22 protein-coding genes are annotated in these 24,585 nt (G+C 61.2%); 14 read left to right on the top strand and 8 right to left on the bottom strand.

Features of this window, described 5'->3' with window-relative positions; genetic code table 11:
* Positions 1-12: 12 nt before the first annotated feature.
* From D8U82_RS20905 to D8U82_RS20865, 9 genes are all read left to right on the top strand, one after another.
* Positions 13-630, top strand: coding sequence for an NUDIX domain-containing protein (locus tag D8U82_RS20905; protein WP_024011344.1), 618 nt, complete (start codon positions 13-15; stop codon positions 628-630).
* Entirely contained in the window at positions 621-1,073 is a 453-nt protein-coding gene (locus D8U82_RS20900) for a DUF1249 domain-containing protein (RefSeq protein WP_016771972.1), read from the top strand. The genes D8U82_RS20905 and D8U82_RS20900 overlap by 10 nt, the downstream gene beginning before the upstream one ends.
* 97 nt (positions 1,074-1,170) lie before the next feature.
* Positions 1,171-1,986, top strand: a complete 816-nt coding sequence (gene cpdA, locus D8U82_RS20895; RefSeq protein WP_130902882.1) for a 3',5'-cyclic-AMP phosphodiesterase — start codon at positions 1,171-1,173, stop codon at positions 1,984-1,986.
* A gap of 290 nt (positions 1,987-2,276) precedes the next feature.
* Entirely contained in the window at positions 2,277-2,885 is a 609-nt protein-coding gene (locus D8U82_RS20890; RefSeq protein WP_016771970.1) for a YqiA/YcfP family alpha/beta fold hydrolase, read from the top strand.
* 41 nt (positions 2,886-2,926) lie between these two features.
* Positions 2,927-4,834: a DNA topoisomerase IV subunit B gene (gene parE, locus D8U82_RS20885; protein WP_024011346.1), complete on the top strand. Its 1,908-nt coding sequence runs from the start codon at positions 2,927-2,929 to the stop codon at positions 4,832-4,834.
* Positions 4,834-5,823, top strand: coding sequence for an esterase-like activity of phytase family protein (locus D8U82_RS20880; RefSeq protein ID WP_122881201.1), 990 nt, complete (start codon positions 4,834-4,836; stop codon positions 5,821-5,823). The genes parE and D8U82_RS20880 overlap by 1 nt, the downstream gene beginning before the upstream one ends.
* Positions 5,820-6,344: a TIGR02281 family clan AA aspartic protease gene (locus D8U82_RS20875; RefSeq protein ID WP_130888435.1), complete on the top strand. Its 525-nt coding sequence runs from the start codon at positions 5,820-5,822 to the stop codon at positions 6,342-6,344. Before D8U82_RS20880 ends, D8U82_RS20875 begins: the two co-directional genes overlap by 4 nt.
* 7 nt (positions 6,345-6,351) lie before the next feature.
* Positions 6,352-8,616: a DNA topoisomerase IV subunit A gene (gene parC / locus D8U82_RS20870; protein ID WP_024011349.1), complete on the top strand. Its 2,265-nt coding sequence runs from the start codon at positions 6,352-6,354 to the stop codon at positions 8,614-8,616.
* Between the two features lie 185 nt (positions 8,617-8,801).
* Positions 8,802-9,512, top strand: a complete 711-nt coding sequence (locus tag D8U82_RS20865; RefSeq protein WP_130902881.1) for a PqiC family protein — start codon at positions 8,802-8,804, stop codon at positions 9,510-9,512.
* A 346-nt stretch (positions 9,513-9,858) separates the two neighbouring features.
* Here D8U82_RS20865 and D8U82_RS20860 read toward each other — a convergent pair whose 3' ends face one another.
* Positions 9,859-11,370, bottom strand: coding sequence for an AhpA/YtjB family protein (locus D8U82_RS20860; RefSeq protein WP_130902880.1), 1,512 nt, complete (start codon positions 11,368-11,370; stop codon positions 9,859-9,861).
* Positions 11,371-11,504: 134 nt separating this feature from the next.
* Here D8U82_RS20860 and serB point away from each other — a divergent pair, with 134 nt between their 5' ends.
* A complete protein-coding gene (gene serB, locus D8U82_RS20855; protein WP_125926283.1) occupies positions 11,505-12,719 on the top strand; it encodes a phosphoserine phosphatase SerB in 1,215 nt (404 codons plus the stop codon).
* A 104-nt stretch (positions 12,720-12,823) separates the two neighbouring features.
* Here serB and D8U82_RS20845 read toward each other — a convergent pair whose 3' ends face one another.
* From D8U82_RS20845 to D8U82_RS20830, 4 genes are all read right to left on the bottom strand, one after another.
* A complete protein-coding gene (locus D8U82_RS20845; protein ID WP_130902879.1) occupies positions 12,824-14,572 on the bottom strand; it encodes a molecular chaperone in 1,749 nt (582 codons plus the stop codon).
* 66 nt (positions 14,573-14,638) lie between these two features.
* A complete protein-coding gene (gene asd, locus D8U82_RS20840) occupies positions 14,639-15,499 on the bottom strand; it encodes an archaetidylserine decarboxylase (protein WP_024011354.1) in 861 nt (286 codons plus the stop codon).
* A gap of 18 nt (positions 15,500-15,517) precedes the next feature.
* Entirely contained in the window at positions 15,518-16,333 is an 816-nt protein-coding gene (gene rhdA / locus D8U82_RS20835) for a thiosulfate sulfurtransferase (protein ID WP_076565369.1), read from the bottom strand.
* A 42-nt stretch (positions 16,334-16,375) separates the two neighbouring features.
* Positions 16,376-17,914, bottom strand: coding sequence for an HDOD domain-containing protein (locus D8U82_RS20830; protein ID WP_130888309.1), 1,539 nt, complete (start codon positions 17,912-17,914; stop codon positions 16,376-16,378).
* 166 nt (positions 17,915-18,080) lie between these two features.
* On the opposite strand from D8U82_RS20830, the gene motA reads away from it, so the two are divergent.
* Together motA and motB are read left to right on the top strand one after the other, a co-directional pair.
* Positions 18,081-18,932, top strand: coding sequence for a flagellar motor stator protein MotA (motA, locus tag D8U82_RS20825; RefSeq protein ID WP_016771962.1), 852 nt, complete (start codon positions 18,081-18,083; stop codon positions 18,930-18,932).
* Positions 18,933-18,935: 3 nt separating this feature from the next.
* A complete protein-coding gene (motB, locus tag D8U82_RS20820) occupies positions 18,936-19,976 on the top strand; it encodes a flagellar motor protein MotB (RefSeq protein ID WP_130902878.1) in 1,041 nt (346 codons plus the stop codon).
* Between the two features lie 265 nt (positions 19,977-20,241).
* On the opposite strand, the gene D8U82_RS20815 is transcribed toward motB, so the two are convergent.
* The 3 genes from D8U82_RS20815 to rsgA all read right to left on the bottom strand — a co-directional run bounded on the left by D8U82_RS20815 (position 20,242) and on the right by rsgA (position 23,031).
* Entirely contained in the window at positions 20,242-20,727 is a 486-nt protein-coding gene (locus tag D8U82_RS20815) for a toll/interleukin-1 receptor domain-containing protein (RefSeq protein ID WP_125926278.1), read from the bottom strand.
* The gene (locus D8U82_RS20810; protein ID WP_130902877.1) at positions 20,727-21,686 is read right to left on the bottom strand and encodes a caspase family protein; all 960 of its coding nucleotides are present in this window, start codon (positions 21,684-21,686) and stop codon (positions 20,727-20,729) included. The genes D8U82_RS20815 and D8U82_RS20810 overlap by 1 nt, the downstream gene beginning before the upstream one ends.
* Positions 21,687-21,999: 313 nt before the next feature.
* Entirely contained in the window at positions 22,000-23,031 is a 1,032-nt protein-coding gene (gene rsgA, locus D8U82_RS20805; protein ID WP_039756830.1) for a small ribosomal subunit biogenesis GTPase RsgA, read from the bottom strand.
* Between the two features lie 107 nt (positions 23,032-23,138).
* Here rsgA and orn point away from each other — a divergent pair, with 107 nt between their 5' ends.
* A complete protein-coding gene (gene orn / locus D8U82_RS20800; protein WP_016771957.1) occupies positions 23,139-23,681 on the top strand; it encodes an oligoribonuclease in 543 nt (180 codons plus the stop codon).
* Positions 23,682-23,832: 151 nt separating this feature from the next.
* Positions 23,833-24,447: a trimeric intracellular cation channel family protein gene (locus D8U82_RS20795; protein ID WP_177421648.1), complete on the top strand. Its 615-nt coding sequence runs from the start codon at positions 23,833-23,835 to the stop codon at positions 24,445-24,447.
* Positions 24,448-24,585 lie beyond the last annotated feature (138 nt).

The raw sequence follows: 24,585 nt of genomic DNA, 5'->3' as shown, positions 1-24,585 counted from the left end.
AAGAGGATGATCATGACTGACTTTGCCAACGCCATTCCGACCGCCGTGGATATCGTGCGGCGCGAAAAATGCTACGAGGGCTTCTACAAGCTCGACCGTGTGCACTTGCGCCATGAGCTGTTCGCCGGGGGCATGAGCCGCGAGATCAACCGGGAAATCTTCGTGCGCCACGATGCCGTGTGCGTCCTGCCTTACGATCCGCAGCGCGATGAAGTGGTGCTGATCGAGCAGTTTCGCGTCGGCGCCATGGGCAAGGCCGACAACCCGTGGCTGGTCGAACTGGTCGCCGGTCTGATCGACAAGGATGAGCAACCGGAAGAAGTTGCTCACCGCGAGGCGCAGGAGGAAGCTGGGCTGGACATCAAGGCGTTGTGGCCGATGACCAAGTACTTCCCATCGCCGGGTGGCAGCAACGAATTCGTGCATTTGTATCTGGGGCGTTGCAGCACCGACGGTGTCGGCGGTCTGCACGGGCTGGAAGAAGAGGCCGAAGACATTCGCGTAACGGTCTGGGCCTTTGAAGATGCCTTGCAGGCCGTGCGTGACGGACGGATTGCCAACGCGGCGAGCATCATCGCCTTGCAGTGGCTGGCGCTGAACCGCGCCGAAGTGAGGGGGCTATGGTCGTAAACAAGCTGCGCGATCGTTATCGGGTTGACCTCGTAGGGCTGCAAGCCGCCTGCGAGGCCAACTACGCGCGCCTGATGCGACTGCTGCCGGACATGCGCAACGAACCCGAAGCGCGGCGCATCGCTGTGACCCAGGGCGAGCAGATGCTCGGCGTGCTCGCCCTCGAAGTGCTGCAGACCTGCCCGTACACCACGACCTTGCAGGTGCGCCAGGAGCACAGCCTGCCGTGGTTGCCGGTGCCGCAACTGGAAGTGCAGGTCTATCACGACGCGCGCATGGCCGAAGTGGTCAGCGCCGAACATGCACGACGCTTTCGCGGCATCTATCCTTATCCGAACGCCGCCATGCACCAACCCGATGAAAAGGCCCAGCTCAATGTGTTTCTGGGCGAATGGCTGAGTCATTGCCTGGCGTTGGGGCACGAGTACGAAGTCGTTCGCTAGTTGTGAACTGCGTCCGCTTCGGCGGTTTCCCCTTTGTGTCATCCCCCAGCATAATTGCCGCACCCATCCATTGCGTGCCTAGCCCCGGGAGAGCGCCTTGCCCAGCGTATCGACAATTACCAGCGCCGACCCGGCGCTGCTGGTGCAGTTGTCCGACAGCCACCTGTTCGCTGAAGCGGACGGCAAGCTGCTGGGCATGAAGACCCGCGAGAGCCTGCAACAGGTCATCGACCTGGTGTTGGCGCAACAGGCGCAGATCGACCTGCTGCTGACCACCGGCGATATTTCCCAGGACGGCACGCTGGAGTCGTATCAGGCCTTCCGCCAGATGAGCGCGCAGATCAATGCCCCGGCGCGTTGGATTCCCGGCAATCACGACGAGCCGATGGTCATGGCCGAGGCGGCGGTGCAGAGCACCTTGCTCGAATCGGTAGTCGATATCGGCAATTGGCGGGTGACGATGCTGGATTCGGCGGTGCCGGGTTCGGTGCCGGGTTATCTGCAGGATGATCAGTTGCAGCTGCTGGCCCGCGCGCTGAGCGAGGCGCCGGAGCGTCATCATCTGGTGTGCCTGCATCATCATCCGGTGTCGATCGGCTGCGCGTGGATGGAGCCGATCGGCCTGCGCAACCCGGAAGCGTTCTTTGAAGTGCTGGATCGCTTCCCACAGGTTCGCGCGGTGTTATGGGGGCATGTGCATCAGCAAATCGATCGCGAACGCAATGGCGTGCGCTTGATGGCTTCGCCTTCGACGTGCATCCAGTTCGAGCCGGGCAGTGCGGATTTCAAAGTGGGCGAGCAGGCGCCGGGGTATCGCTGGCTGCGGTTGTTCCCGGACGGGAAATTGGAAACGGGCGTCGAAAGAGTCACCGACTTCGAGTTCACAGTCGATTACGGCTCCAACGGTTACTGAACTGACAATCAAAGACCCTCACCCCAGCCCTCTCCCAGAGGGAGAGGGGGCCGACCTCGGTGTCTTTGGCTGTGCATCGGCCTGAAACAGCGATATCGATTATGGATTCGCAGCATAACGTTCAGGTCGGTGTAGCTCTCGAATATCCCCCAGTCGGTTCCCTCTCCCTCCGGGAGAGGGTTAGGGTGAGGGCAGCTTGTGCTGTCACACCAATTTATTGAACCCACCCCCAATCCCGGTCCTTCTCCCTGTAAACTCCGCTATCTTTCGCCGACAGCCAGGGAGCTCAAATGTCCGGTTCGATCCTCTATATCCACGGTTTCAACAGCGCGCCGGCCTCAAAGAAGGCTTGTCAGCTGGTCGCGGTCATGGAGCGGCTGGGTTTGAGCGAGCAATTGCGCGTGCCGGCGCTGCATCACCATCCGCGCGAAGCCATCGGTCAGCTCGAGCAGGCAATCGCCGAGCTGGGCCGGCCGTTGCTGGTGGGAAGTTCGCTCGGCGGCTACTATGCGACTCACCTGGCCGAGCGCCATGGCCTGAAAGCCCTGCTGGTCAACCCGGCGGTCAGCCCGCACCGGATGTTCGATGGTTATCTGGGCACGCAGCAGAACCTCTACACCGATGAAACCTGGGAACTGACCCACGACCACGTCACGGCGCTGGCCGAACTGGAAGTGCCACCACCGCAGGATCCGCAGCGTTATCAGGTCTGGTTGCAAACCGGCGACGAAACGCTGGATTATCGCCTCGCCCAACAGTATTACCGCGCCTGTGCCTTGCGCATCCAGGCTGGCGGCGACCACAGTTTCCAGGGCTTTGCCGGGCAATTGCCGGCGTTGCTGAGTTTTGCCGGCATGGCTGCCGATATGTATCAGGCAATCGATTTCACCACGCTGTGAAGTCTTGCCCCTCTTTCATGAATGACTGACGACGAGACCTTATGGCCACTCCCAGCGCTAGTTCTTATAACGCCGACGCCATCGAAGTCCTCTCGGGCCTCGACCCGGTGCGCAAACGCCCCGGCATGTACACCGACACCAGTCGGCCGAACCATCTCGCCCAGGAAGTCATCGACAACAGCGTCGACGAAGCCCTGGCCGGCCACGCCAAATCGGTGCAGGTCATCCTGCACGCCGACCATTCGCTGGAAGTCAGCGACGACGGCCGTGGCATGCCGGTGGACATTCACCCGGAAGAGGGTGTGTCCGGCGTCGAACTGATCCTTACCAAGCTGCACGCGGGCGGCAAGTTCTCCAACAAGAACTACCAGTTCTCCGGCGGTCTGCACGGGGTGGGTATTTCCGTGGTCAACGCGCTGTCCACCGAAGTGCGCGTACGGGTCAAGCGTGACGGCAACGAATACCAGATGACCTTCAAGGACGGCTTCAAGGCGTCCGAGCTGGAAATCGTCGGCACCGTCGGCAAGCGCAACACCGGCACCAGCGTGTACTTCGCGCCGGACCCGAAATACTTCGACTCACCGAAATTCTCCATCAGCCGCCTCAAGCATGTGCTCAAGGCCAAGGCTGTGTTGTGCCCGGGGCTGCTGGTCAGCTTCGAAGACAAAGGCACCGGCGAGAAAGTCGAGTGGCATTACGAAGACGGCCTGCGCTCTTATCTGGTCGATGCGGTCAGCGAGTTCGAACGGCTGCCGAACGAGCCGTTCTGCGGCGCTTTCGCCGGTAATAAGGAAGCGGTCGATTGGGCGCTGCTGTGGCTGCCGGAAGGTGGCGACGCGGTGCAGGAAAGCTACGTCAACCTGATCCCGACCGCCCAGGGCGGCACGCACGTCAACGGTCTGCGTCAGGGCCTGCTCGATGCGATGCGCGAGTTCTGCGAATTCCGCAGCCTGCTGCCGCGCGGCGTGAAGCTGGCGCCGGAAGACGTCTGGGAGCGCATCGCTTTCGTCCTGTCGATGAAAATGCAGGAACCGCAATTCTCCGGCCAGACCAAAGAGCGTCTGTCTTCCCGTGAAGCGGCGGCGTTCGTCTCCGGAGTGGTGAAAGACGCTTTCAGCCTGTGGCTCAACGCCAACCCGGAGACCGGTCTGGCCCTGGCCGAACTGGCGATCAACAACGCCGGCCGCCGTCTCAAGGCGAGCAAGAAAGTCGAGCGCAAACGCGTCACCCAAGGTCCGGCATTGCCGGGCAAACTGGCTGACTGCGCCGGGCAGGACCCGATGCGTTCCGAGCTGTTCCTGGTCGAGGGTGACTCCGCCGGCGGTTCGGCCAAACAGGCGCGGGACAAGGAGTTCCAGGCGATCCTGCCGTTGCGCGGCAAGATCCTCAACACCTGGGAAGTCGACGGCAGCGAAGTGCTCGCCAGCCAGGAAGTGCACAACATCGCCGTGGCCATCGGCGTCGATCCGGGCGCGGCGGACATGAGCCAGCTGCGCTACGGCAAGATCTGCATCCTCGCCGACGCTGACTCCGACGGTCTGCACATTGCGACCTTGCTGTGCGCGCTGTTCGTCCAGCACTTCCGCCCGTTGGTGGACGCCGGTCACGTCTATGTGGCGATGCCGCCGCTGTACCGTATCGACCTCGGCAAAGAGATTTACTACGCCCTCGACGAGGCCGAGCGCGACGGTATTCTCGATCGCCTGGTCGCCGAGAAGAAACGCGGCAAGCCGCAGGTCACCCGATTCAAGGGGCTGGGCGAAATGAACCCGCCGCAACTGCGTGAAACCACCATGGACCCGAACACCCGGCGTCTGGTGCAGTTGACGCTGGGCGAAGACTTCGCCGAAACCTCGGAAATGATGGACATGCTGCTGGCGAAGAAACGCGCCGGTGACCGCAAATCCTGGCTGGAATCCAAAGGCAACCTCGCCGAGGTGCTGGCCTGATGCAGTTTGGCTGGGCCTTGGCGGGTGCGTTGCTGCTGAGTGCGCTGAGCGTGTCGGCCGAGCCGCTGCAACAATTGCGACTGCTTTCCGAGCACCCGGTCGAAGGCATGCGCGGCGGTAACCTGTCGGGGCTGGCCATGTGCGGCAATGAGCTGTGGACGGTTTCCGATCGCGATGACGAGCAGATCTATCGGCTCGATACCCGCGATCCGGTCTGGCAGGCGCAAACCGTGCACATCGACGTGCCGCCCGTGCCCGAGAGCGGCTTGCCGTGGGGTTTGAGTTCGCGCACCTGGGCGGCGTCGTTCATTCGTGGGGGCGATCTGGATTTCGAAGGCATCAGTTGCGACAGCGTAGGCAATCGCTACATCGTCAGTGAGGCCCATGCGGCGGTGTTGCAGGTGCCGGTCAGTGGCCCGGCTAACTGGCTGAAAATCTCGCCGCTGCTGGTTCGCGAAGCGCGGGCGAGCGGCCTGCTGCTCAAGTTCAATTCGATCTTCGAAGGCCTGGCGATCAACCCGGCCGGTGATCAGATATGGCTGGCCGCCGAACGGCAAAAGCGCGGTTTGCTGCTGATCAAGCGCCAGCAGACGGTGTGGGATTGTGACGGTCGCTGCGTGCTGCTCAGTGAGGGCGGCAAGGAGATGCAGCCGCCACAGTTTCCCAAGGCGAAAGCGGTTCATCGCGACTTTTCCGACATTTCGTTGTTTAACGGCAAGCTGTTTACCCTTGAACGCAACGCGTTCGAGATTTGTCGTCGCGATGCACAGACGGCCAAAGTCGAGCAATGCTGGTCGTATGCCGGCGAACTGTTGCAGGAACAACGTCGCTACTCGCAGAACTACGGACTGGAGGAAGCGCTGATCATTGATGCCGAAGGTGCGTGGATCGGCGTCGACAACAATTTTGGCCCGCGTGCTGATGGCGAAGTCCGCCCGGTGGTCTGGCGCTTTGCCGCGCCGGACGGTGGCTGGAGTGCCAGGCCATGAGCCAGCAGCCACCGGGCAAGCGTGCCGGTCGGGTGTTGATGATCCTCGCCTGGTGCGCGGCGCTGTTTCTCGCGACGCGGTTTTTCGGTCAGTGGGAACAGCGCCAGCAGAATCCGAACATCGTGGTTACGTCGGAGCAGGGCGAAGGTTTCATCGAAGTGAAACTGGCGAGCAATGCCCAAGGGCATTTTGTCGCCAGCGGCCAGATCAACGGCGAGCCGGTCGAGTTCATGCTCGACACCGGCGCCACCGATGTGGCGATCCCGGCGGATCTGGCCAAGCGTTTGAAGCTGCAAGAAGGTTTCGGCGTGACCCTGAGCACGGCCAATGGCCTGAGCCAGGGCTACCGAACGAAGATTGCCCGCCTGCAATTGGGCGACATCATCCTGCGCGATGTCCGCGCACTGGTGGCGCCGGGACTGCATGGCGATCAGGTGCTGCTCGGCATGAGCGCCCTGAACAGACTTGAATTTACCCAGCGCGGTGGCACCATGCTGCTGCGCCAGACAACGAACCGATGAGGCCCGCATGAGCGACTCCCTTGATCTCAGCCTGGACGGTGTAGAACGCCGATCGCTGGCTGACTTCACCGAAAATGCCTACCTCAACTACTCCATGTACGTGATCATGGACCGTGCCTTGCCGCATATCGGCGACGGCCTGAAACCGGTACAGCGGCGTATCGTCTACGCCATGAGCGAGCTGGGGCTGGACGCCGATTCCAAGCACAAGAAATCGGCGCGTACCGTCGGTGACGTGCTCGGTAAATTCCACCCCCACGGCGACTCGGCGTGCTACGAAGCGATGGTGCTGATGGCGCAGCCGTTCAGCTATCGCTACACGCTGGTCGACGGCCAGGGCAACTGGGGTGCGCCGGACGATCCCAAGTCCTTCGCCGCCATGCGTTACACCGAAGCGCGGCTGTCGCGCTATTCCGAAGTGCTGCTCAGCGAGTTGGGCCAAGGCACCGCTGACTGGGGGCCGAACTTCGACGGCACCCTGCAGGAGCCGCTGGTGTTGCCAGCGCGCCTGCCGAACATTCTGCTCAACGGCACCACCGGTATCGCCGTGGGCATGGCCACCGACGTGCCGCCGCACAACCTGCGTGAAGTCGCCACCGCCTGCGTGCGTCTGCTCGATGAGCCGAAAGCCACGGTCGAGCAGCTCTGCGAACACATTCAGGGGCCGGACTATCCGACCGAAGCGGAAATTATCACGCCGCGTGCCGACCTGCTGAAAATGTACGAAACCGGCAAGGGCTCGGTGCGCATGCGCGCCGTGTACCACGTCGAGGATGGCGACATAATCGTTACCGCGCTGCCGCACCAGGTCTCCGGCGCCAAGGTGCTGGAGCAGATCGCCGCGCTGATGCAGGCCAAACCGTCGAAAGCGCCGCAGATCGCCGATCTGCGTGACGAATCCGACCACGAAAACCCGTGCCGCATCGTGATCATTCCGGTCAATAGCCGCGTCGATCACGAAGCGTTGATGCAGCACCTGTTCGCCAGCACCGAGCTGGAGTCGACCTACCGGGTCAACGTCAACATCATCGGTCTGGACGGCAAGCCGCAGCTGAAAAATCTGCGTGCACTGCTGGTCGAATGGCTGGAGTTCCGCGTGCTCACCGTGCGTCGCCGCCTGCAATTCCGCCTCGACAAGGTCGAACGGCGCCTGCACCTGTTGGACGGTTTGCTGATCGCCTACCTCAACCTGGATGAAGTGATCCACATCATCCGTACCGAGGAGCACCCGAAAGCCAAGCTGATCGAGCGTTTCGCCCTCAGCGAAATTCAGGCCGACTACATCCTCGACACCCGTCTGCGTCAGTTGGCGCGACTGGAAGAGATGAAGCTGCGCGACGAGCAGGACGAACTGCTCAAGGAACAAGCCAAGCTGCAAGCCCTGCTGGGCAGCGAAGCGAAGCTGAAGAAACTGGTGCGCACCGAGCTGCTCAAAGACGCCGAAACCTACGGCGACGACCGCCGCTCGCCAATCGTCGAGCGCGCCGAAGCCAAGGCGTTGAGCGAGCACGACCTGCTGCCGAACGAGAAAGTCACCGTCGTGCTGTCGGAAAAAGGCTGGGTACGTTCGGCCAAGGGCCATGACATCGACGCCACCGGTCTGTCGTACAAGGCCGGCGATGGCTTCAAGACCTCGGCGGCGGGGCGCTCCAACCAGTTTGCCGTGTTCATCGATTCCACCGGTCGCAGCTACTCGGTTGCCGCGCATACCTTGCCGTCGGCCCGTGGTCAGGGCGAACCGTTGACCGGCCGCCTGACGCCGCCACCGGGCGCCTCGTTCGAATGCGTGCTGATGCCCGAAGACGATGCGTTGTACGTGATTGCCTCCGATGCCGGTTACGGCTTTGTGGTCAAGGGTGAAGATTTGCAAGCGAAGAACAAGGCCGGCAAGGCGCTGTTGAGCTTGCCGAACAACGCCAAGGTCATCGCACCGCGCCCTGTGGCCGATCGTGAGCAGAACTGGCTGGCCTCGGTCACGACCGAAGGTCGCCTGCTGATCTTCAAAATCAGCGATCTGCCACAATTGGGTAAGGGCAAAGGCAACAAGATCATCGGTATTTCCGGTGAGCGCGTGGCCAGTCGCGAAGAATATGTCACGGACATCGCCGTTCTGCCGGAAGGCGCCACCCTGGTGTTGCAGGCTGGCAAACGGACTCTGTCACTGAAAGCCGACGACCTCGAGCACTACAAAGGTGAGCGTGGACGGCGCGGAAACAAACTTCCGCGGGGCTTCCAACGGGTCGATGCGCTGCTCGTCGAAAACCTCAATTAGGCGAGAACGCCTTCCTAGAGCGTTCGATCTGCGATTAAACGCGTAGATCGACGCTTTGGCGCTGGAGTCGGAACGCATATTCACGGATGATATGGCCTTTCAAGCGCCGGCGTGGCCGAGCGTTCTTCATATTTATTGAGTATTTTCACTGTGGTCAGCCTTGTGGCGGCCACCTGGACGGGATGATGACTGCTCTACGCCCCCTTATTTTGTTGCTCGCCGGCGTTCTTGGCCTGGCGGGTTGCAGCGTTCACCAGCCGGTGTCGCTGTACCAACTGGACAGCGGAAGTCCGGTTCAGCCTGCGCAAAGCGCGGGCATGGCGGTTTTGCTGGGGCCGGTGGTTGTAGCCGATTACCTGCAACGCGAAACCCTGCTGCAACGTCAACCCGACGGCAGCCTGCGAGCGGCGACCGACGGTCGTTGGGCTGGCAGCCTTTCGTCGGATATCGATCAGTTGCTGATGCGTCAGGTCGCCGGTCACCTGGACAGCCAGCGTGTGGTGCTGGCGCCTGCTACCGCCGGGTTCACGCCCGATGTGCAGGTGTTGCTGACCATCACCCGTCTGGATTCCGGGGCAAAACAGCCGGCGATTCTCGATGCGCAGTGGCGGTTGATCGATCGTCGCGGCAAGGTGCGTGATAACCGCATCATTCACCTGCAGGAAACGCATGCCGGCAGCACCGCGTCCCAGGTGCAGGCACAAGGGGTTCTGTTGCAGCGTCTGGCCGAGCAGCTGTCGGTGGCGCTCAAGCCACTGGCCAACCAGCCGCCCGTGGCCGAGGCACCGCGTAAAGCCGCGCCGAAACCCGCAGCGCCGGCGGCGGATGCCGAGAAGCAGCCGAAGATTCCAATGGCCTCGCCGATTCGTACGGATATGGAAGTGTTTCGCTTCTGAGGCTGGAACGAGCCAGAACAGAGCCCGCCTTGTGCGGGCTTTGTTGTGTCTGGAGGTGGGGTGGAAGATCAAAAGCCCCTCACCCTAACCCTCTCCCGGAGGGAGAGGGGACCGATTGGGGATATTCGATAGCTACACCGACGTGAACGCGCGGAGGTGAATCCATAATCGCCAAGATCTGTCAGGTCGATATATGGCGCCAGACACCTCGGTCGGTTCCCTCTCCCTCTGGGAGAGGGCTAGGCTGAGGGGCTTTTCAGGGATGCACACATTCCAGTAACGCCGCGCACAAAAAAGCCCGCAGACAATCACTCGTCTGCGGGCTTTTGCGGATCGGGCCTAAGCCTTACGCCCGGCGCTCATGCATCCGCGCCAGTTGCCGCTCCAGCATCGACGGATAAGGCTCCATCAACCGCTCCACACAGCACGCGCCCTCAGGGCTGGCGATCGGCCGGATCCGCGCACGCTGGCGGATCAACGCGTCATCGCTGATCTTGCGTTCAACCAGTAGCAGATTGCGGCTGTGTTGCGACAAGGCCAGTGCATCCTGGGCCGAATCGGTCAGCAGCAGATCAATCTGGCTCAGGCCGAACAACTCATCGCCCAAGGTCAGGCCCAGCTGCAATTGCAGGGTGATGCCGCTGTCTGCGACCTCGATCTGCAACTGATGACCCAGAGCACGCAGCAGTTCGCCGCAGCAGATGGCATTGGTCAGGTAATCGTCGCCGCAATCTTCGGTGTGGAACAGCAACAGCGTGCTGCCATCGTTGAGGGTTTCGATTTCGCCCTGATAAAGAGAAGCAGCCTGCTCGAGGCAGTCGCGATAGCGTTCCTGCAATTCTTCCAGACGTGCGCGAGGCAAGCGGCGCAATTGTTCCTGCGAACCCAGTTGCACGGCCAGTACGGCGGTATGCTGCGGAACGTCAGGGCTCGGTTTGCGCGTGAGCGGTTGGACGGCGCCGTTCAGCGATTCGTCGCGCAGGTCGGCGAAGGCGTCATCGTCATCATCGTCTTCGACGGTGCTGACCAGGTGACGCGGCGCCGGTTTCTTCGCGGCCAGCGGGCGGCTTTCGTCGAAACTTGGATCGCGCAGGTTACGCACCTCGAATTCAGGCTCGTCTTCTTCCTCGGCGAATTCCGGCTCGGGTTCAGGTTCAGGCTCCGGTTCCGGGGCGTAGCTGGCGTGCAGCTGGCGCGCCAGATCGCCGATTTCATCCTGGCGATCGATGCCCGGTGTATGCGCGTCGATGCGGCGCAGCCACACACGCAATTGCAGCAGTGGCGTCGACAGATAACGGCCCATGCGCAGGCTCAGAGCCAGCGACAGTGCCAGCAGAATCGCGCTCAGAATGCCCATGCTTTGCAGGCTGATGGTCATTGGCTGCTGGAACTGATCCATGTCCAGGCTGATGCGCAGTTGCCCGGCCGTCACGTCCTGGAAAGTGATCTTGCTCTCGTACATGCCCTCGGCTTCGCCCAGCAGGCTGTGCTTGGGACGCTGACCGGACTCGGCGAGGATGCGGTTGTCCACGCTGTAGATCGCCGCGTGGGCGACCAGTTTGTTCTTGGTCAGGTTGTTGAGCAGCACGTTGAGGCTGAGGATGTCGTTGGACACCAGCAGCTCGGTGGCGGAGGTGGCGGTCTGCGTCGTCAGGCTTTCGCCCAGCGCATCGGCCTGCTCGTGCATGGCCTGCTTGAATTGCAGACCCATCACCCCGGCATAGATCACCAGGGCCAGAGCGACCAGGATCACGTTGTGGCTGGCAATGCGCAATGCAATCGGTACACGGCGATGGCGCAGTGCACGGAAGATCAGCAGGAAGAAGTTATCGGTTTTGACTGGCGTGGGCCGGTTCACTTGAGCTCGGCTCTTTGTCCGTGAAGTTGACGCGCAGTATAGCGACAGGCCCCAGACCGGCAAAGCGCTCGCGGTGCCCGATGGTCACTGAAAGTGGGTAGAATGCGGTTTTTTTCCAGTTGCGGGGGTGCGCGTTGCGCGAAATCGTCCTGATTAACATCACGGGAGTCGACCGTCCGGGTCTGACGGCGGCCATCACCGGTGTTCTGGCACAAGGTGGTGTGAACATTCTCGACATCGGTCAGGCGGTGATCCACGACACCCTGTCGTTCGGCATCCTGGTTGAAATTCCCGATTCCGAGCAAGGCAAATCGGTGCTCAAGGACATCCTGTTCAAGGGCTACGAACTGGATCAGCAAGTGCGCTTCACCCCGGTATCCGAAGAGGATTACCAGCAGTGGGTGGGCAATCAGGGCAAGAAGCGCCATATCGTTACCCTGCTGACGCGCAAGGTCACTGCCGGCCAGTTGCAGGCGGTCAGCGCGATCACCGCCAAATATGGCCTGAACATCGACCATATCGACCGTCTGTCGGGGCGCATGCCGCTGGACACACCGGCCGACAAGGGCAAGGGTTGCATCGAGTTTTCCGTGCGCGGTGAAGCGGCCGATCCGCAGGCCTTGCGCGCCGAATTCCTCAGCGTTGCCCAGGAATTGAACGTCGATATCGCCTTTCAGGAAGACTCGCTGTTCCGTCGCAACCGACGTCTGGCCGTGTTCGACATGGACTCGACGCTGATCGAAGCGGAAGTCATCGATGAGCTGGCCAAGGCGGCCGGCGTGGGTGATCGGGTTTCGGAAATCACCGAGCGCGCCATGGCCGGCGAACTGGATTTCCGCGCCAGCTTCAAGGAGCGTCTGGCGCTGCTCAAGGGCCTCGACGTCAGCGTGCTCGACTCGATCGGCGCCTCGCTGCGCCTGACCGAAGGCGCCGAAACCCTGTTCGCCGAACTCAAGCGCCTCGGCTACAAAACCGCCATCCTGTCCGGCGGCTTCACTTATTTCGCCAAGCAGTTGCAAGCCAAGCTTGGCATCGATTACGTGTTTGCCAACGAGCTGGAAGTGGTCGACGGCAAGTGCACCGGCGTGGCGATCGAGCCGATTGTCGATGCGCAGCGCAAGGCTGACTTGCTCAAGGAATTGGCGCAAAAGGAAGGTCTGCGTCTGGAGCAGACCATTGCGGTCGGCGACGGCGCCAACGACTTGCCGATGCTGGCGATTGCCGGGCTGGGCGTGGCGTTCCGCGCCAAACCACTGGTCAAGCAGTCGGCGAAGCAGGCGATCTCAACGCTTGGGCTGGATGGTGTGTTGTATCTGCTGGGTTTCCGCGATCGCGACGGGCAGCTCTGAGATCTCCATAAGCTGATCTGGCCTCTTCGCGAGCAAGCTCGCTCCCACATTTGAAATGCATTTGAATGTGGGAGCGAGCCTGCTCGCGAAGGCCGCGCCTCGATCTAGAGCGAATTCCATAACGAATCAAAATCCTCCTCACCTCCGCCATTCTGCGCAGGATCCAGCGAGCGATAGGCGAACTGGTTGAAGCTGTGCGTACTCGCCACCCGCCGATCCAGCCCGGCGCGGTGTTCTTCGCCCTGGGTGTTGATCAACACCTTGTTGCCTTCCTGAAACGGCAGGCGCGGCGCAAGCACGGTGGCCGGCACATCGATCGCACTGATTTCCGGCAACAGCAAACCGCGCAAATACTGGCTGTGATCATCTTTCGTTCGCACCAGTTGCAAGCCGCACGGCTGCGCGTGTGGCGCTACCAGTTCAATGCCCATCTGCGTGCCGCTGCCGCGCACCTGGCGGATCCAGCGAATCACCGCAATGCTCCAGCCTTTGCCCTCGCTGTCCTGAATGCCGAGCATTTCCCCGGCCTGCAACTCCGCCGGTACTTCGCTGGGCCAGGCCAGGCAATAACCGCCAGGACTATGGTTGATCACCGGCAAGGCGTAAGTCGGATAATTCGGCGCGTTGCCCGGGCCTTCTTCTTCGCTCAACTGGTCGTACTGGATTTCCTCGTACGGCAACAGCTCATCGTTACTTTGCGGGGCAGCGTCGAACGCCTGACTCCAGCTGTCCTTTTCGCCGCTGGCCACCACGCTGCTGAAGTTTGCCGCGCGGGCACCGGGATGTTTGAGCAACTCGCTGAAGGTGCGCTCGCCGCCGAGGTAGAAGTGCAGGGCGCTCATGCCAACGCACACGGTCAGCGTGCCCTGGCCGGCGATGCGTTGAAAGCTGCGTTCGGCCGCTTGGCCCCAGGTAGCGTGCAGATGTTGCAGGGTGTCGACGCTGAGGCCGGCGGAAACGGGTAACGGGGTCGAGGTGGACTGGTGCAGCAGGTGCGTTTCGAGCTGTTTGACCAGCGGTTGCGGATCGAAGCCCAGCAGCCCGTTCTGTTGTTCGCTGCGAAACATCTTGCGGTAGCGCGGGCCGACATCTAGTTCCGGGCTGATGGCGAACAAACCGTCGTCGGCGCTGCCGGGATGCAGTTTGAGCAGGGCGCTCCACGGCTCGATCACCTCGGCCAGCCGGGCAATCTGGCTTTGACGCAATTGATTGCAACGGGCACTGCCCAATAGCAGCGCGGCGATGTAGGTCTGTTCGACGCTCAGTTCGCTGGTCAAAAAGGCCAGATCATCGCGCAGCCGCCGTTGTTGCAGCTGCAATTGCGCCGCGCTGCGATACAGCTGGTGCAATTCGAACCACACATGTTCCGGCGGTGAACTGTACAACTGCGTGGCGCGCACCAGTTGCGCCTTCAGGGCATGCGCGGCGCGTTGCAAGGCGGTGCTGACCAACGTCGCGCGGTCCTTGCTGTATTTGGGCAGGATGCGCAGAACGATCTGTTTATAGCCGATGGCCAACTGACCTTGCAGCGCCTGACACAGGTTGCTGACTTTGCGCGAGCGCTCGTCGAGCATGATCGCCTGATGGAGAAAGTGCCGTTCCAGATGCTGGCAGACGAAATACACCTCGGGCCGCAGCAGTTCCAAGAGTTGCAGGCGATTGTCGCTGGGAGTGAGCAACAGGTTCAGTTCGCCGAGGCCTTGATAGAGCAGGCGGGCGGTTTCGCCGATGTTGGCCTTGGGCAGGCCGGCGATCCAGCGCTTGAGATCACGCGGGCTGGCGTCGCAGAACGACAGGCGCGTTTGCGTGGGAGTCGGAGCGCGCAGCTTGGGAGATAAGTTGGTCTGGCTCATGAGCAAAACCATAGCAGCAAATGCCGCGGTTTGCGGAAGCAGCCTCGGCTGCTTCCGCAAACAGGGTCACGCTTTTGGCAGCGCCAGACCTTGGCCCATCTGCACTGGCGAGCCGGCCACCAGCTCTTCGGCCCACTTCACCTGATCCGGGCCAAACAGCACGATCGCCGTTGAACCGAGCTTGAAGCGCCCCAGTTCCGCGCCTTTTTCCAGATGAATCGGTGCACGTGCGGCTTCGTCGTAGCGGAAGGTTTTCAGCTCGCGCTTCGGTGGGGTGACCAGACCGGCCCACACGGTTTCAATCGAAGCGACAATCATCGCGCCGACCAGCACCACGGCCATCGGCCCGCGTTCGGTGTCGAAAATGCACGCCACGCGCTCGTTACGGGCGAACAGCTCCGGGACGTTTTCGGCAGTAGTCTGGTTCACCGAGAAAATGCGGCCTGGGATGTAGACCATTTCGCGCAGGGTGCCGGCCAGCGGCATGTGCACGCGGTGGTAGTCCTTCGGCGACAGGTAGATCGTGGCGAAATCGCCGCCCATGAATGGCGCTGCGTTGGCCGCATCACCGCCGAGCAATTCGAGCACGCTGAAACTGTGGCCCTTGGCCTGGAACACGCGACCGTGCTCGATCGGGCCGAGTTGACTCACCGCACCGTCGGCCGGGCTGAGGATCGCGCCCGGAGTTTCGTCCAGTGGACGCGCGCCGTCTTTCAACGCACGCGTGAAGAATGCGTTGAAGTGCTCGTAAGCGGTCAGGTCTTCGACCAGTGCTTGCGACATGTCCACTTGATAACGCTTGGCGAACCATTGGGTGAAGGCATTCTTGAACCAGCGCACACGGCATTCGGCGATGCAGCCGGCCAGGCGCGACAGCAGGTGATGCGGCAGCAGGTACTGGCTGAGGATAAACAGACGCTCTTTCATTAGTTGTCCTTAAAAACCTTAAATCTCGACTGGCGTGTCAGGGTGGTTGCCCCATTCGCCCCAGGAACCGGCGTAGCCCTTGACCCGCGGATAACCGAGGGCTTTGGCCACCAGATAAGTGAAGCCCGACCGGTGATGGGTCTGGCAGTGGGTAATGATTTCCTTGTCCTTGGTAATCCCGAGGTTTTCGAGGATCTGCGGCATGTCGCTGCGGATACGCAGCTGACGCGTCTGGTCCATGCCGGCGGTCCATTCGAAATTGACCGCGCCGGGGATGTGTCCACCCTTGGCAGCGAGGACTTTCTCGCCGGAATACTCCAGCGGCCCACGCGCATCCCAGATCGCCAGATCGGCGGCGCCGAGACGGCTTTGCAGGTATTCGCGGGTGGCGGTCGGTTCATCGTGCAGGGTCAGCGAGACCGGGCCACCGACGGCGGCCGGCACCTGAATTGACATCGGCATACCGTCCGCCAGCCAGGCCGGCAGACCACCGTCTATATAGTGGTACTTGTCGTGGCCAATGACATCGAGCAGCCAGATGAAACGCCCGGCCCAGCCGCCGCCCTCATCGTCATACACCACGTATACCGCGTCTTTACGATGGCCGAGCTCACCAAACAACGCTTCCAGATCGGCCTTCGCCGGCATCAGCCCGGGCGCCGGTGGCTGGCCGAGCTGGGTGCGTTTCGGGTCGACAAAACGTGCGCCGGGCAAGTGACCTTCGGCATACCGCGCAGGGCTGGTCAGGTCCACCAGAATCAGTTCCGGGGACTCCAGACGCGGCAGCAGGTCGCTCGGCTCGATGACAAGCGGCAAGCCAGAGAAGTCAGACATGTGAGGTCTCCAGAGCACAAAGGGGAGGATTGTAGCGCAGGCTCATTGGCCGCGGCTGCTAAAGCTGTGCAGGGCTTTTTCGATGCACTGCGCGGTTTTGCCGAAGGCTTGTACGGTGATGTCGGCGAACGGCCCGCCACCCTGATCGGCAACGACGATCATGATCACCCGGCCGTTATTCACCAGTGAGCGCAAGAATAAGTGCTCGCCGCGAAACAGCGTGCGCAGGCTCGCTGGCAATAAGGCAGAGAATTGCCCGTTGTTCTCCGGCGTGATCCGCACCTGCGCCTGCTGAGCGAGCAGGCGTTGCAGGACTTTGCTCTGGCTGACGACAAAACTCAGCGCCGCCGCATCCTTCGGCAAACCGGCGGTCTGGTGCACGCGCAGGGTCGAGTGCGTGCGGTCGGCCATCAGAATCATCACCCGGCGCATGCCGCTGGCCACCAGTGCATCGCGGGCGGCGACGGTCAGGCTCATGGCATTGGTGAAGCGGCTGGGCTCGGCGAGCAGTTCGGCGCATTGCCGACGCCACTGGCCCAGATCATCCGCGTTCGGCGCTGCTGCCGGGAGCATGCCGGCCGGCAAGCGACGAGTGCCCCACGGCCAGATCAGCGAAACCGCCGGGTGCCACAAATCAGGCATCGCATGCTGACGCGCGCTGTTCGCCGCTTGCTGGTGCAGCTGTTGCTGCACTTCGTCCATGGAAATCTGCAGATACAGGCTGGTCAGGTACTGCCAGCGCTTGCTGTGCGGACTGTCCCAGGCCTGTTGCGCCGACAGCGCCAGGCCGTTGGCCAGCAGCACGGTATTGGCGGGTTGATTGAGCCAGCGGCGTAGCGTCGGGTCTTCGTCGAGGCGATTCTGCTGGCGCAGCGGGTGCTCGCTGTCGCGGGCGATGCGCAGCACTTTGACCAGTTCGCGTTGTTCGCTGAGCAGCAATTTGTAGCCTTGCTCGACCCAGATCGGCAGATGCCAGGCCTGGACCAGTGCCTCGGCAATCTTCAACAGGCGCACGCCGAACAATTGCTTTTCGACCACACGCGCCGACTCGCCCTTGTGGATCACCCGCAGTTCCCACTCTTCGAGCAACTGCGGATAGGTCAGTGCCAATGGCCACAGCGGCGACAAAAACAGCAGACTGCCCCAGTGGATGTCCTGCCACAGCCGCGCCAGGCGACTGGCAAAAAAGCCGTTGGCCTGCTGTGTTGCGTGTTGGCTGATCAACTGCAATTGGCGCAAAGCCTTGGGGATCTGCCGGTGCGGTTCGGCGGGCAGGTGCGCGAGCAATTCTTCGGTGCGCGCAAGGCCCAGGCGATTGATTGCCACCTCGAGATTTTCCGCCGGCGCGGCCATGGTGCCGTGGGTGTGACGATTCGCCTCACGGATGATGCTCAAGGCCAGCGCCGGGCTGTCCTGCATCAACTCGGCGATGTCGCGCAGCGAGCTGCGATTGTCGCGGATCGCCCGGCAGACTTTGTCGTGAGCCTCTTGTGGTACGGGCAGGCGGACGCTGTCGAGCAGCTTGACCCAAGCCTGGAGCGTGGTGGGTTTTACCGATGGAATGTTCGTTTCATTAGCCATGTCTGGACGAGATCTTCACTGACTGTAGACGCGCCCGGCATGGGCTAAATTGGCTTTTCGCCTGAACTGGCTATAGTCTGGCGCAGTTTTGCCGATAAGTAGAAGAAGAGATTTTTTAACTTCCGAATATGACCTTGAACCCGACTTAAACAAGTACCTTCTACCTATGGCTAAAATTATCGGCATCATCGTCGTATTCGCGAGCGTGCTCGGCGGATACGTGCTCTCCCACGGCAAGATTGCCGCCCTGATCCAGCCCTTCGAGGTGTTGATCATCGGTGGTGCGGCCCTTGGCGCGTTCCTCCAGGCCAACCCCGGTTACATGACGATGCACGTGCTCAAGAAATCCCTGAGCATGTTCGGTTCGCGTTTCACCCACACCTTCTATCTGGAAGTGCTCGGGCTGATCTACGAGATCCTCAACAAGAGCCGCCGCGAAGGCATGATGGCCATCGAAGGCGACATCGAAGATGCCGCCGCGAGCCCGATCTTCGCCAAGTACCCGGCGGTGCTCAAGGATGAACGCATGACTGCGTTCGTCTGCGATTACCTGCGCATCATGTCTTCCGGCAACATGGCTCCGCACGAACTCGAAGGCCTGTTCGACATGGAGCTGTACAGCCTCAAGGAAGACCTCGAGCACCCATCTCACGCAGTCAACGGCATCGCCGACGGCATGCCCGGTTTCGGTATCGTTGCGGCGGTACTCGGTATCGTGGTGACCATGGCTTCGTTGGGCGAGGGCGACCAGGCGTCGATCGGTCTGCACGTGGGTGCGGCACTGGTCGGTACCTTCTTCGGTATTCTCGCGGCGTACGGTTTCTTCGGTCCGCTGGCGCATTCCCTGGCCCACGATGCCAAGGAAGAGCTCAACGTCTACGAAGCCATCAAGGCCTCGCTGGTGGCTTCGGCGTCCGGCATGCCGCCGTCGCTGGCGGTCGAGTTCGGGCGCAAGGTTCTGTACCCGGCGCACCGTCCAAGCTTCGCCGAGCTGGAACAAGCGGTTCGCGGTCGCTAAGTCATGGAAAATAATCAGCCGATCATCGTCAAGCGCGTCAAGCGCATTGCCGCCGGGCACCACGGCGGGGCGTGGAAAATCGCCTTCGCCGACTTTGCCACGGCGATGATGGCGTTCTTCCTCGTGCTGTGGCTGCTGTCCACTGCTACGCCGGAACAGAAGATCGCCATCGCCGGTTATTTCAAGGACCCGGTCGGCTTCTCCGAAAGCGGCACGCCGTACATCATCGACCTCGGCGGTACACCGACCCTGGCGCCGGAAAACACCCTCAACCCGGAAGTGAAGTCGCAGCCGCAACCGGACAAGGTCACGGTCGACACCGATCAGGTTGAAGGCATGGCCGAGCAGGTCGAGAAGGAGCGTCTCGAACTGCTCCTGCAAGAACTGCAGAACAAGGTCGACGAGAACCCGCAACTGCAGAAATTCAAGGATCAGATCCTCTTCGAAATCACCCCGAACGGCTTGCGCATCCAGATCATGGACGCCGAGAACCGGCCGATGTTCGATTCCGGTTCCGCACGCCTGAAACCGTACTTTGAAGACATCCTGCTGGCCATGGCCGACACCATCAAAGCGGTGCCGAACAAGATCAGCATCAGCGGCCACACCGACGCCAAGCCGTACATCGGCACTGGCGACTACGGCAACTGGGAGCTCTCGGCCAACCGCGCCAACGCGGCTCGCCGTGCCCTGGTCGCGGGCAGCTATCCGGATGCGCAGGTGGCGCGGGTGGTCGGTTATGCCTCATCGGCGTTGTTCGATCGGGAAAATCCGTTCAACCCGGTCAACCGCCGCATCGATATTGTCGTGCTAACCAAGAAAGCCCAGGCCGCCATCGAAGGTGCGCAAGGGCCTGAGGCGGCGAAACCGGCGGATCAAAGTCAGAACGGTGCTGCTCCGGCAGCCCCGGTTGATCCGAATGCGTTGCCGGCGGACAAACAGCCAGTGCCGGCTCACGAGTTGCGCGAGCGGTTGAATCTGTTTGACGATGCGGCGCCGAAACCGGCCGAGCCGGGTGGGGCGGCGCCAGCGCCGAAGCAGTGATCGATAAAAACCGACAGTAATGTCGGTTTTTTGTTCGCGGCGCGACGTTTATTGCGTTGTCAACAATCCCCTCACCCCAGCCCTCTCCCCAGGGAGAGGGAGCCGATTTGGTGATGGCTGATAAATGTATCGAGGTGAAATTGTCTTACCGAATCCATAATCGCTGCGATCTTTCAGGTCGACGAACAGCGCAGGACACCTCCGTCAGTCCCCTCTCCCTCTGGGAGAGGGTTAGGGTGAGGGGCTTTTCGAAAGTGACAAAATTCTAAAACCCGCGACGAATCCGGTTCTTCAACTGTTCATGAAACATCTCCGCATCGCGCTTGTAAGCCCCCTTGACCGATTCGCTGATCGAATCCAGCGTGATCGAGCGCTGGTTCGACACCTCATCACGATACGCATCGATAAAGAAATCCAGATCGCTGGCCGTGCTCAGCTTCGGCCACTTGTCCAGATAGATCGGCAGTTGCGCAGGTCCGGTCTTGAACGTACAGATCCGCCGGTTGCTGATCGTCGCCTCGCCAATCTCGAACGGCACCCACCACGACAGTGCAGTCTTCTCCGATACCACCGCCAGCAGATGCGTGCACTCGGTGATGTTGCGGGTAATGACCCCGGTAATGTCATCGGTGGTCTGCGATTCCGGATCCAGCACGTCGAGGTAAGTCCTGATCTTCGCCTGGGTCAGGCGGGTGTTGATGGCGATCGCATGGGCGCGATCCATGTGGCGATAGCTGATAAAGACTGGCATCAGAAATGTCCTTTGAGGGCGAGTTCGCGGTAATAGGCGCCGAGTGCCGTCAGGCGGCAGCCGGTCGAGTGAATGGCGGCGTAGTACATGTGCTCGGCGTCGACCGGTTCGATCAGGCTGTGGCGGTTGCACTTCTGCAACTGGGCGAAGACCTCGCCGTGCTCAGGCACGAACGCCTTTTCGGTGGGTTCGTAGCTGGGGTCGAGCGGCAAGACCGATTCGGCTTCGGCAAACCAGTCGGGCAATTTGCGCAGGATCTCCTTGGGAATCAGCGGCGAGACTTCGCGCAGGGAAATGAACTGCGACACATTGGTCTTGAACACCGGACGCTGTTCCCAGGCACCGAGGGCGTTGTCGACGAAGGAATACAGACTGCCGGGGGTGATTTTGCCGAGGATATTCGCCGCGCCGCCATGCAGCGCTTGCAGGAGCAGGCCGGTGAACACGCCGTGCTGCGCGCCCTCCATTGCCGGCTCGGCTTTTTTGCAGGCGGTGAGGATGGTCATGCCTTCGCTGACCATGCTGCTCTCGCTGCGCAGGGCGCGCACTTCGCCGGCCGAACCGCTTTCGCAGCAGTCGAGGATGATCACTTTGTTTTTGATCCGCGTGGCCTTGTCCGCCCAGTTGAGGATGTCGCTGATGCGGATGCCGTCCTTGGCGTTGCGGTAGTCCTGCGGGATCAACATGCCTTCGTCAGTGTCGGCATCGAAACCGCCATGACCGGCGAAATACAGCAGGGCGACGTTGCAGTCACCGGAAAACAACTCGCGGATCTGGTCTTCGAGCTTTTCCCGGCTCAGATAATCCTCGGCGGACGTCAGTACGACATTTTTGAAGTTGGGGTCGCCGTTGGCGTTGCTTTTCAATACCGAAGCCATGGCCATGGCGTCGTTGCAACAGCCGCTGAGCCCGCCGATATGCGTGTAATCGTTGATACCGATGAACAATCCTTTGCGCATGGTCACACCGCCTTGTGCAGGCGGATCGCGCCGGGGATTCTGTGGGTATTGCACGGGCGGGCGTCGCGAGACGAATGGATGATGAACAAAACACAGGTTGGCATGGCTTTCCTCGATGGTCGCTGTGAGCGAAGGAGGAAAGAAATGTAGGCCGCTGGCTCAGGCCTACAAGGTCTGCGCGGCAAAACAGAAAGGTCCTGCAAGCAGTCGTGCAAGTGCCTACAGAAGAAGCTGACGTTTAAGAGGAGGAGAGGTGAGTCAGACGCAGTCCGACAACCGGCAGCCCATCGCGTAGGACTGCCGGCGTGGCTGTTTAATAGCCGTTTTCAGGCAGGCTGGCGATGATCGAGCGATAGCTGTTCATCCGTTGCTGCTGGATGCGCCCGTCGTCCAGCGCCTTGAGCAGCGCGCAACCCGGTTCGCGGTCGTGCTTGCAGTCGCGGAAGCGGCAAGTGCCAAGCAGGTCGTCGAACTCGATGAAACCGGCTTCGACGTCGGCGCGGCTGACGTGGCCCAGACCGAATTCGCGAATGCCTGGGGAGTCGATCAGTTCACCGCCACCGGGGAAGTGGAACAGCCGCGCAGTGGTGGTGGTGTGCGTGCCCTGACCGGATAGCTCGGACAACGGTCCGACGCGGGTTTCGACCTCAGGCAGCAGGCTGTTGACCAGCGACGACTTGCCGACGCCGGACTGGCCGACGAACACGCTGATGCGTCCGTCGAGCTGCTTTTGCAGCTGCTCCATGCCATCGCCGTGGTGCGCCGAGACTTCCAGCACCGGATAACCCAGTGTGCGATACACCGCCAGCAACGCGTTCAGCGCCGGGGCGTTCTGCTCGTCGATCAGGTCGAATTTGTTCAGCAGCAAAAGCGGGCGGATGCCGGCATGTTCGGCGGCGACCAGATAGCGGTCGATCAGGTTGGCGTGGGGCTCGGGCAGCGGCGCGAACACGATGACGATCATGTCGACGTTGGCAGCAACCGGTTTGAGCTGGCCACGGCTGTCGGGGCGGCACAGTTCGGTGCTGCGCGGCAGTTGCGCGACGATCACGCCAATGCCTTGGTTGCCGGCGCGCCAGACCACTTTGTCGCCGGTGACCAGCGCTGGCAGGTTGGCGCGCAAGTGGCAGCGGAACACTTGGCCGGCGAGTTCGCCGTCAACGGCTTCGACTTCGACCTGCACGCCGAAGTGGGCGATCACCAGGCCGTGCTGCTCAGGGCCAAGGTCGCCGCCCTCGAGGGCCTCGACCGCCGAGGACTCGCGTTTGGCGGCGCGTGCGGCGCGCTCGCCCTGAATCTTTTCGATGCGCCAGTTTTGACGACGATTGAGTTGGCGTTTGGCCATGGGTGTTCCGTCTGAAGAATGCAGCGATTAGGTAAAACGGCCGCGAGTTTAGCACGCCCGGCCACCGGCCTAGGCTAAACTGCGCAGCATTGCCTAGGAGCCCGAATATGCAAAACCCGCAGAACCTGATCTGGATCGACCTGGAAATGACCGGTCTGGACCCGGATAACGACGTCATCATCGAAATGGCCACCATCGTCACTGACAGTGAGCTGAATACATTGGCCGAGGGCCCGGTGATCGCTATCCATCACAGCGACGAAGTACTCGCGCGCATGGACGAGTGGAATACCCGCACCCACGGCAATTCCGGCCTGACCCAGCGTGTACGCGACAGCCGCATCAGCATGGCTGAGGCAGAAGCTGAGACCATTGCCTTCCTGGAAAAGTGGGTGCCGAAGGGCAAATCGCCGATCTGCGGCAACAGCATCTGCCAGGACCGTCGCTTCCTTTATACCCACATGAAGGCGCTGGAAAGCTACTTCCACTACCGCAACCTCGACGTCTCCACGCTCAAGGAGCTGGCCGCGCGCTGGGCTCCGGATGTGCGCGACAGCTTCAAGAAGGGCAGCACGCACCTGGCGCTGGACGACATTCGCGAATCGATCGCCGAGTTGCAGCATTACCGCAAGCACTTCATCAAATTCTGATGCGGCGGTGTCCGCTCTGACGCTTCGCGAGCTGGCTCGCTCCCGCACGGAATGCACCTCATGTGGGGAGCGAGCCGGCTCGCGAAAGGCGCGCCCTCTTCTGGTGCGGCGCTGAAATGGCTAGACTGCGCGCCTTCCTGCCTGGACTGCCATCATGTTGCTGATGCTCTATCTGATCGCCATTACCGCCGAAGCCATGACTGGCGCGCTGTCCGCCGGACGACGAGGCATGGACTGGTTCGGCGTGGTGCTGATCGCCTGCATCACCGCGCTCGGTGGCGGTTCGGTGCGCGACGTGTTGCTCGGGCATTACCCGCTGACCTGGGTCAAACATCCGGAATATCTGGTGCTGACCTCGGTGGCGGCGATGTTCACCGTATTCGCTGCGCGCTGGATGCGCCACCTGCGCTCGCTGTTTCTGGTGCTCGATGCAGTTGGACTGGTGGCATTTACCTTGATCGGTTGCATGACGGCGCTGGAAATGGGTCACGGCATGTTGGTGGCTTCCGTCAGCGGAGTCATCACCGGCGTTTTTGGCGGTATTCTTCGCGATATCTTCTGCAACGATATTCCCTTGATCTTTCGCCGCGAACTTTACGCAAGCGTCTCATTTGCTGCGGCGTGGTGCTACATGTTGTGTCTTTATCTCAATGTGCCGGGTGAACAAGCCATTCTGATCACTTTGTTTGGCGGATTCCTGTTGCGTCTGCTAGCCATTCGTTTTCATTGGGAAATGCCGAAGTTCGTTTATAACGACGAACAATAATTGATCGTGCGTCCTTGTCATGAAGTTGATTAATGGCAAATATGTTGTTTGTGACTGGCGCGCGCATATTTCTTACACTTTTCACTTTGATCTTTGCTTGATGGGTATGTAGTTTTTTCGCTGACATATTTTCGATGT

Origin of the sequence: Pseudomonas sp. Sample_23 (assembly GCF_004307595.1) — a bacterium.
Lineage (GTDB): Bacteria > Pseudomonadota > Gammaproteobacteria > Pseudomonadales > Pseudomonadaceae > Aquipseudomonas > Aquipseudomonas atacamensis.
Note: the sequence above shows the minus strand (reverse complement) of the source record. Positions and strands in the feature narration are given on the sequence as shown.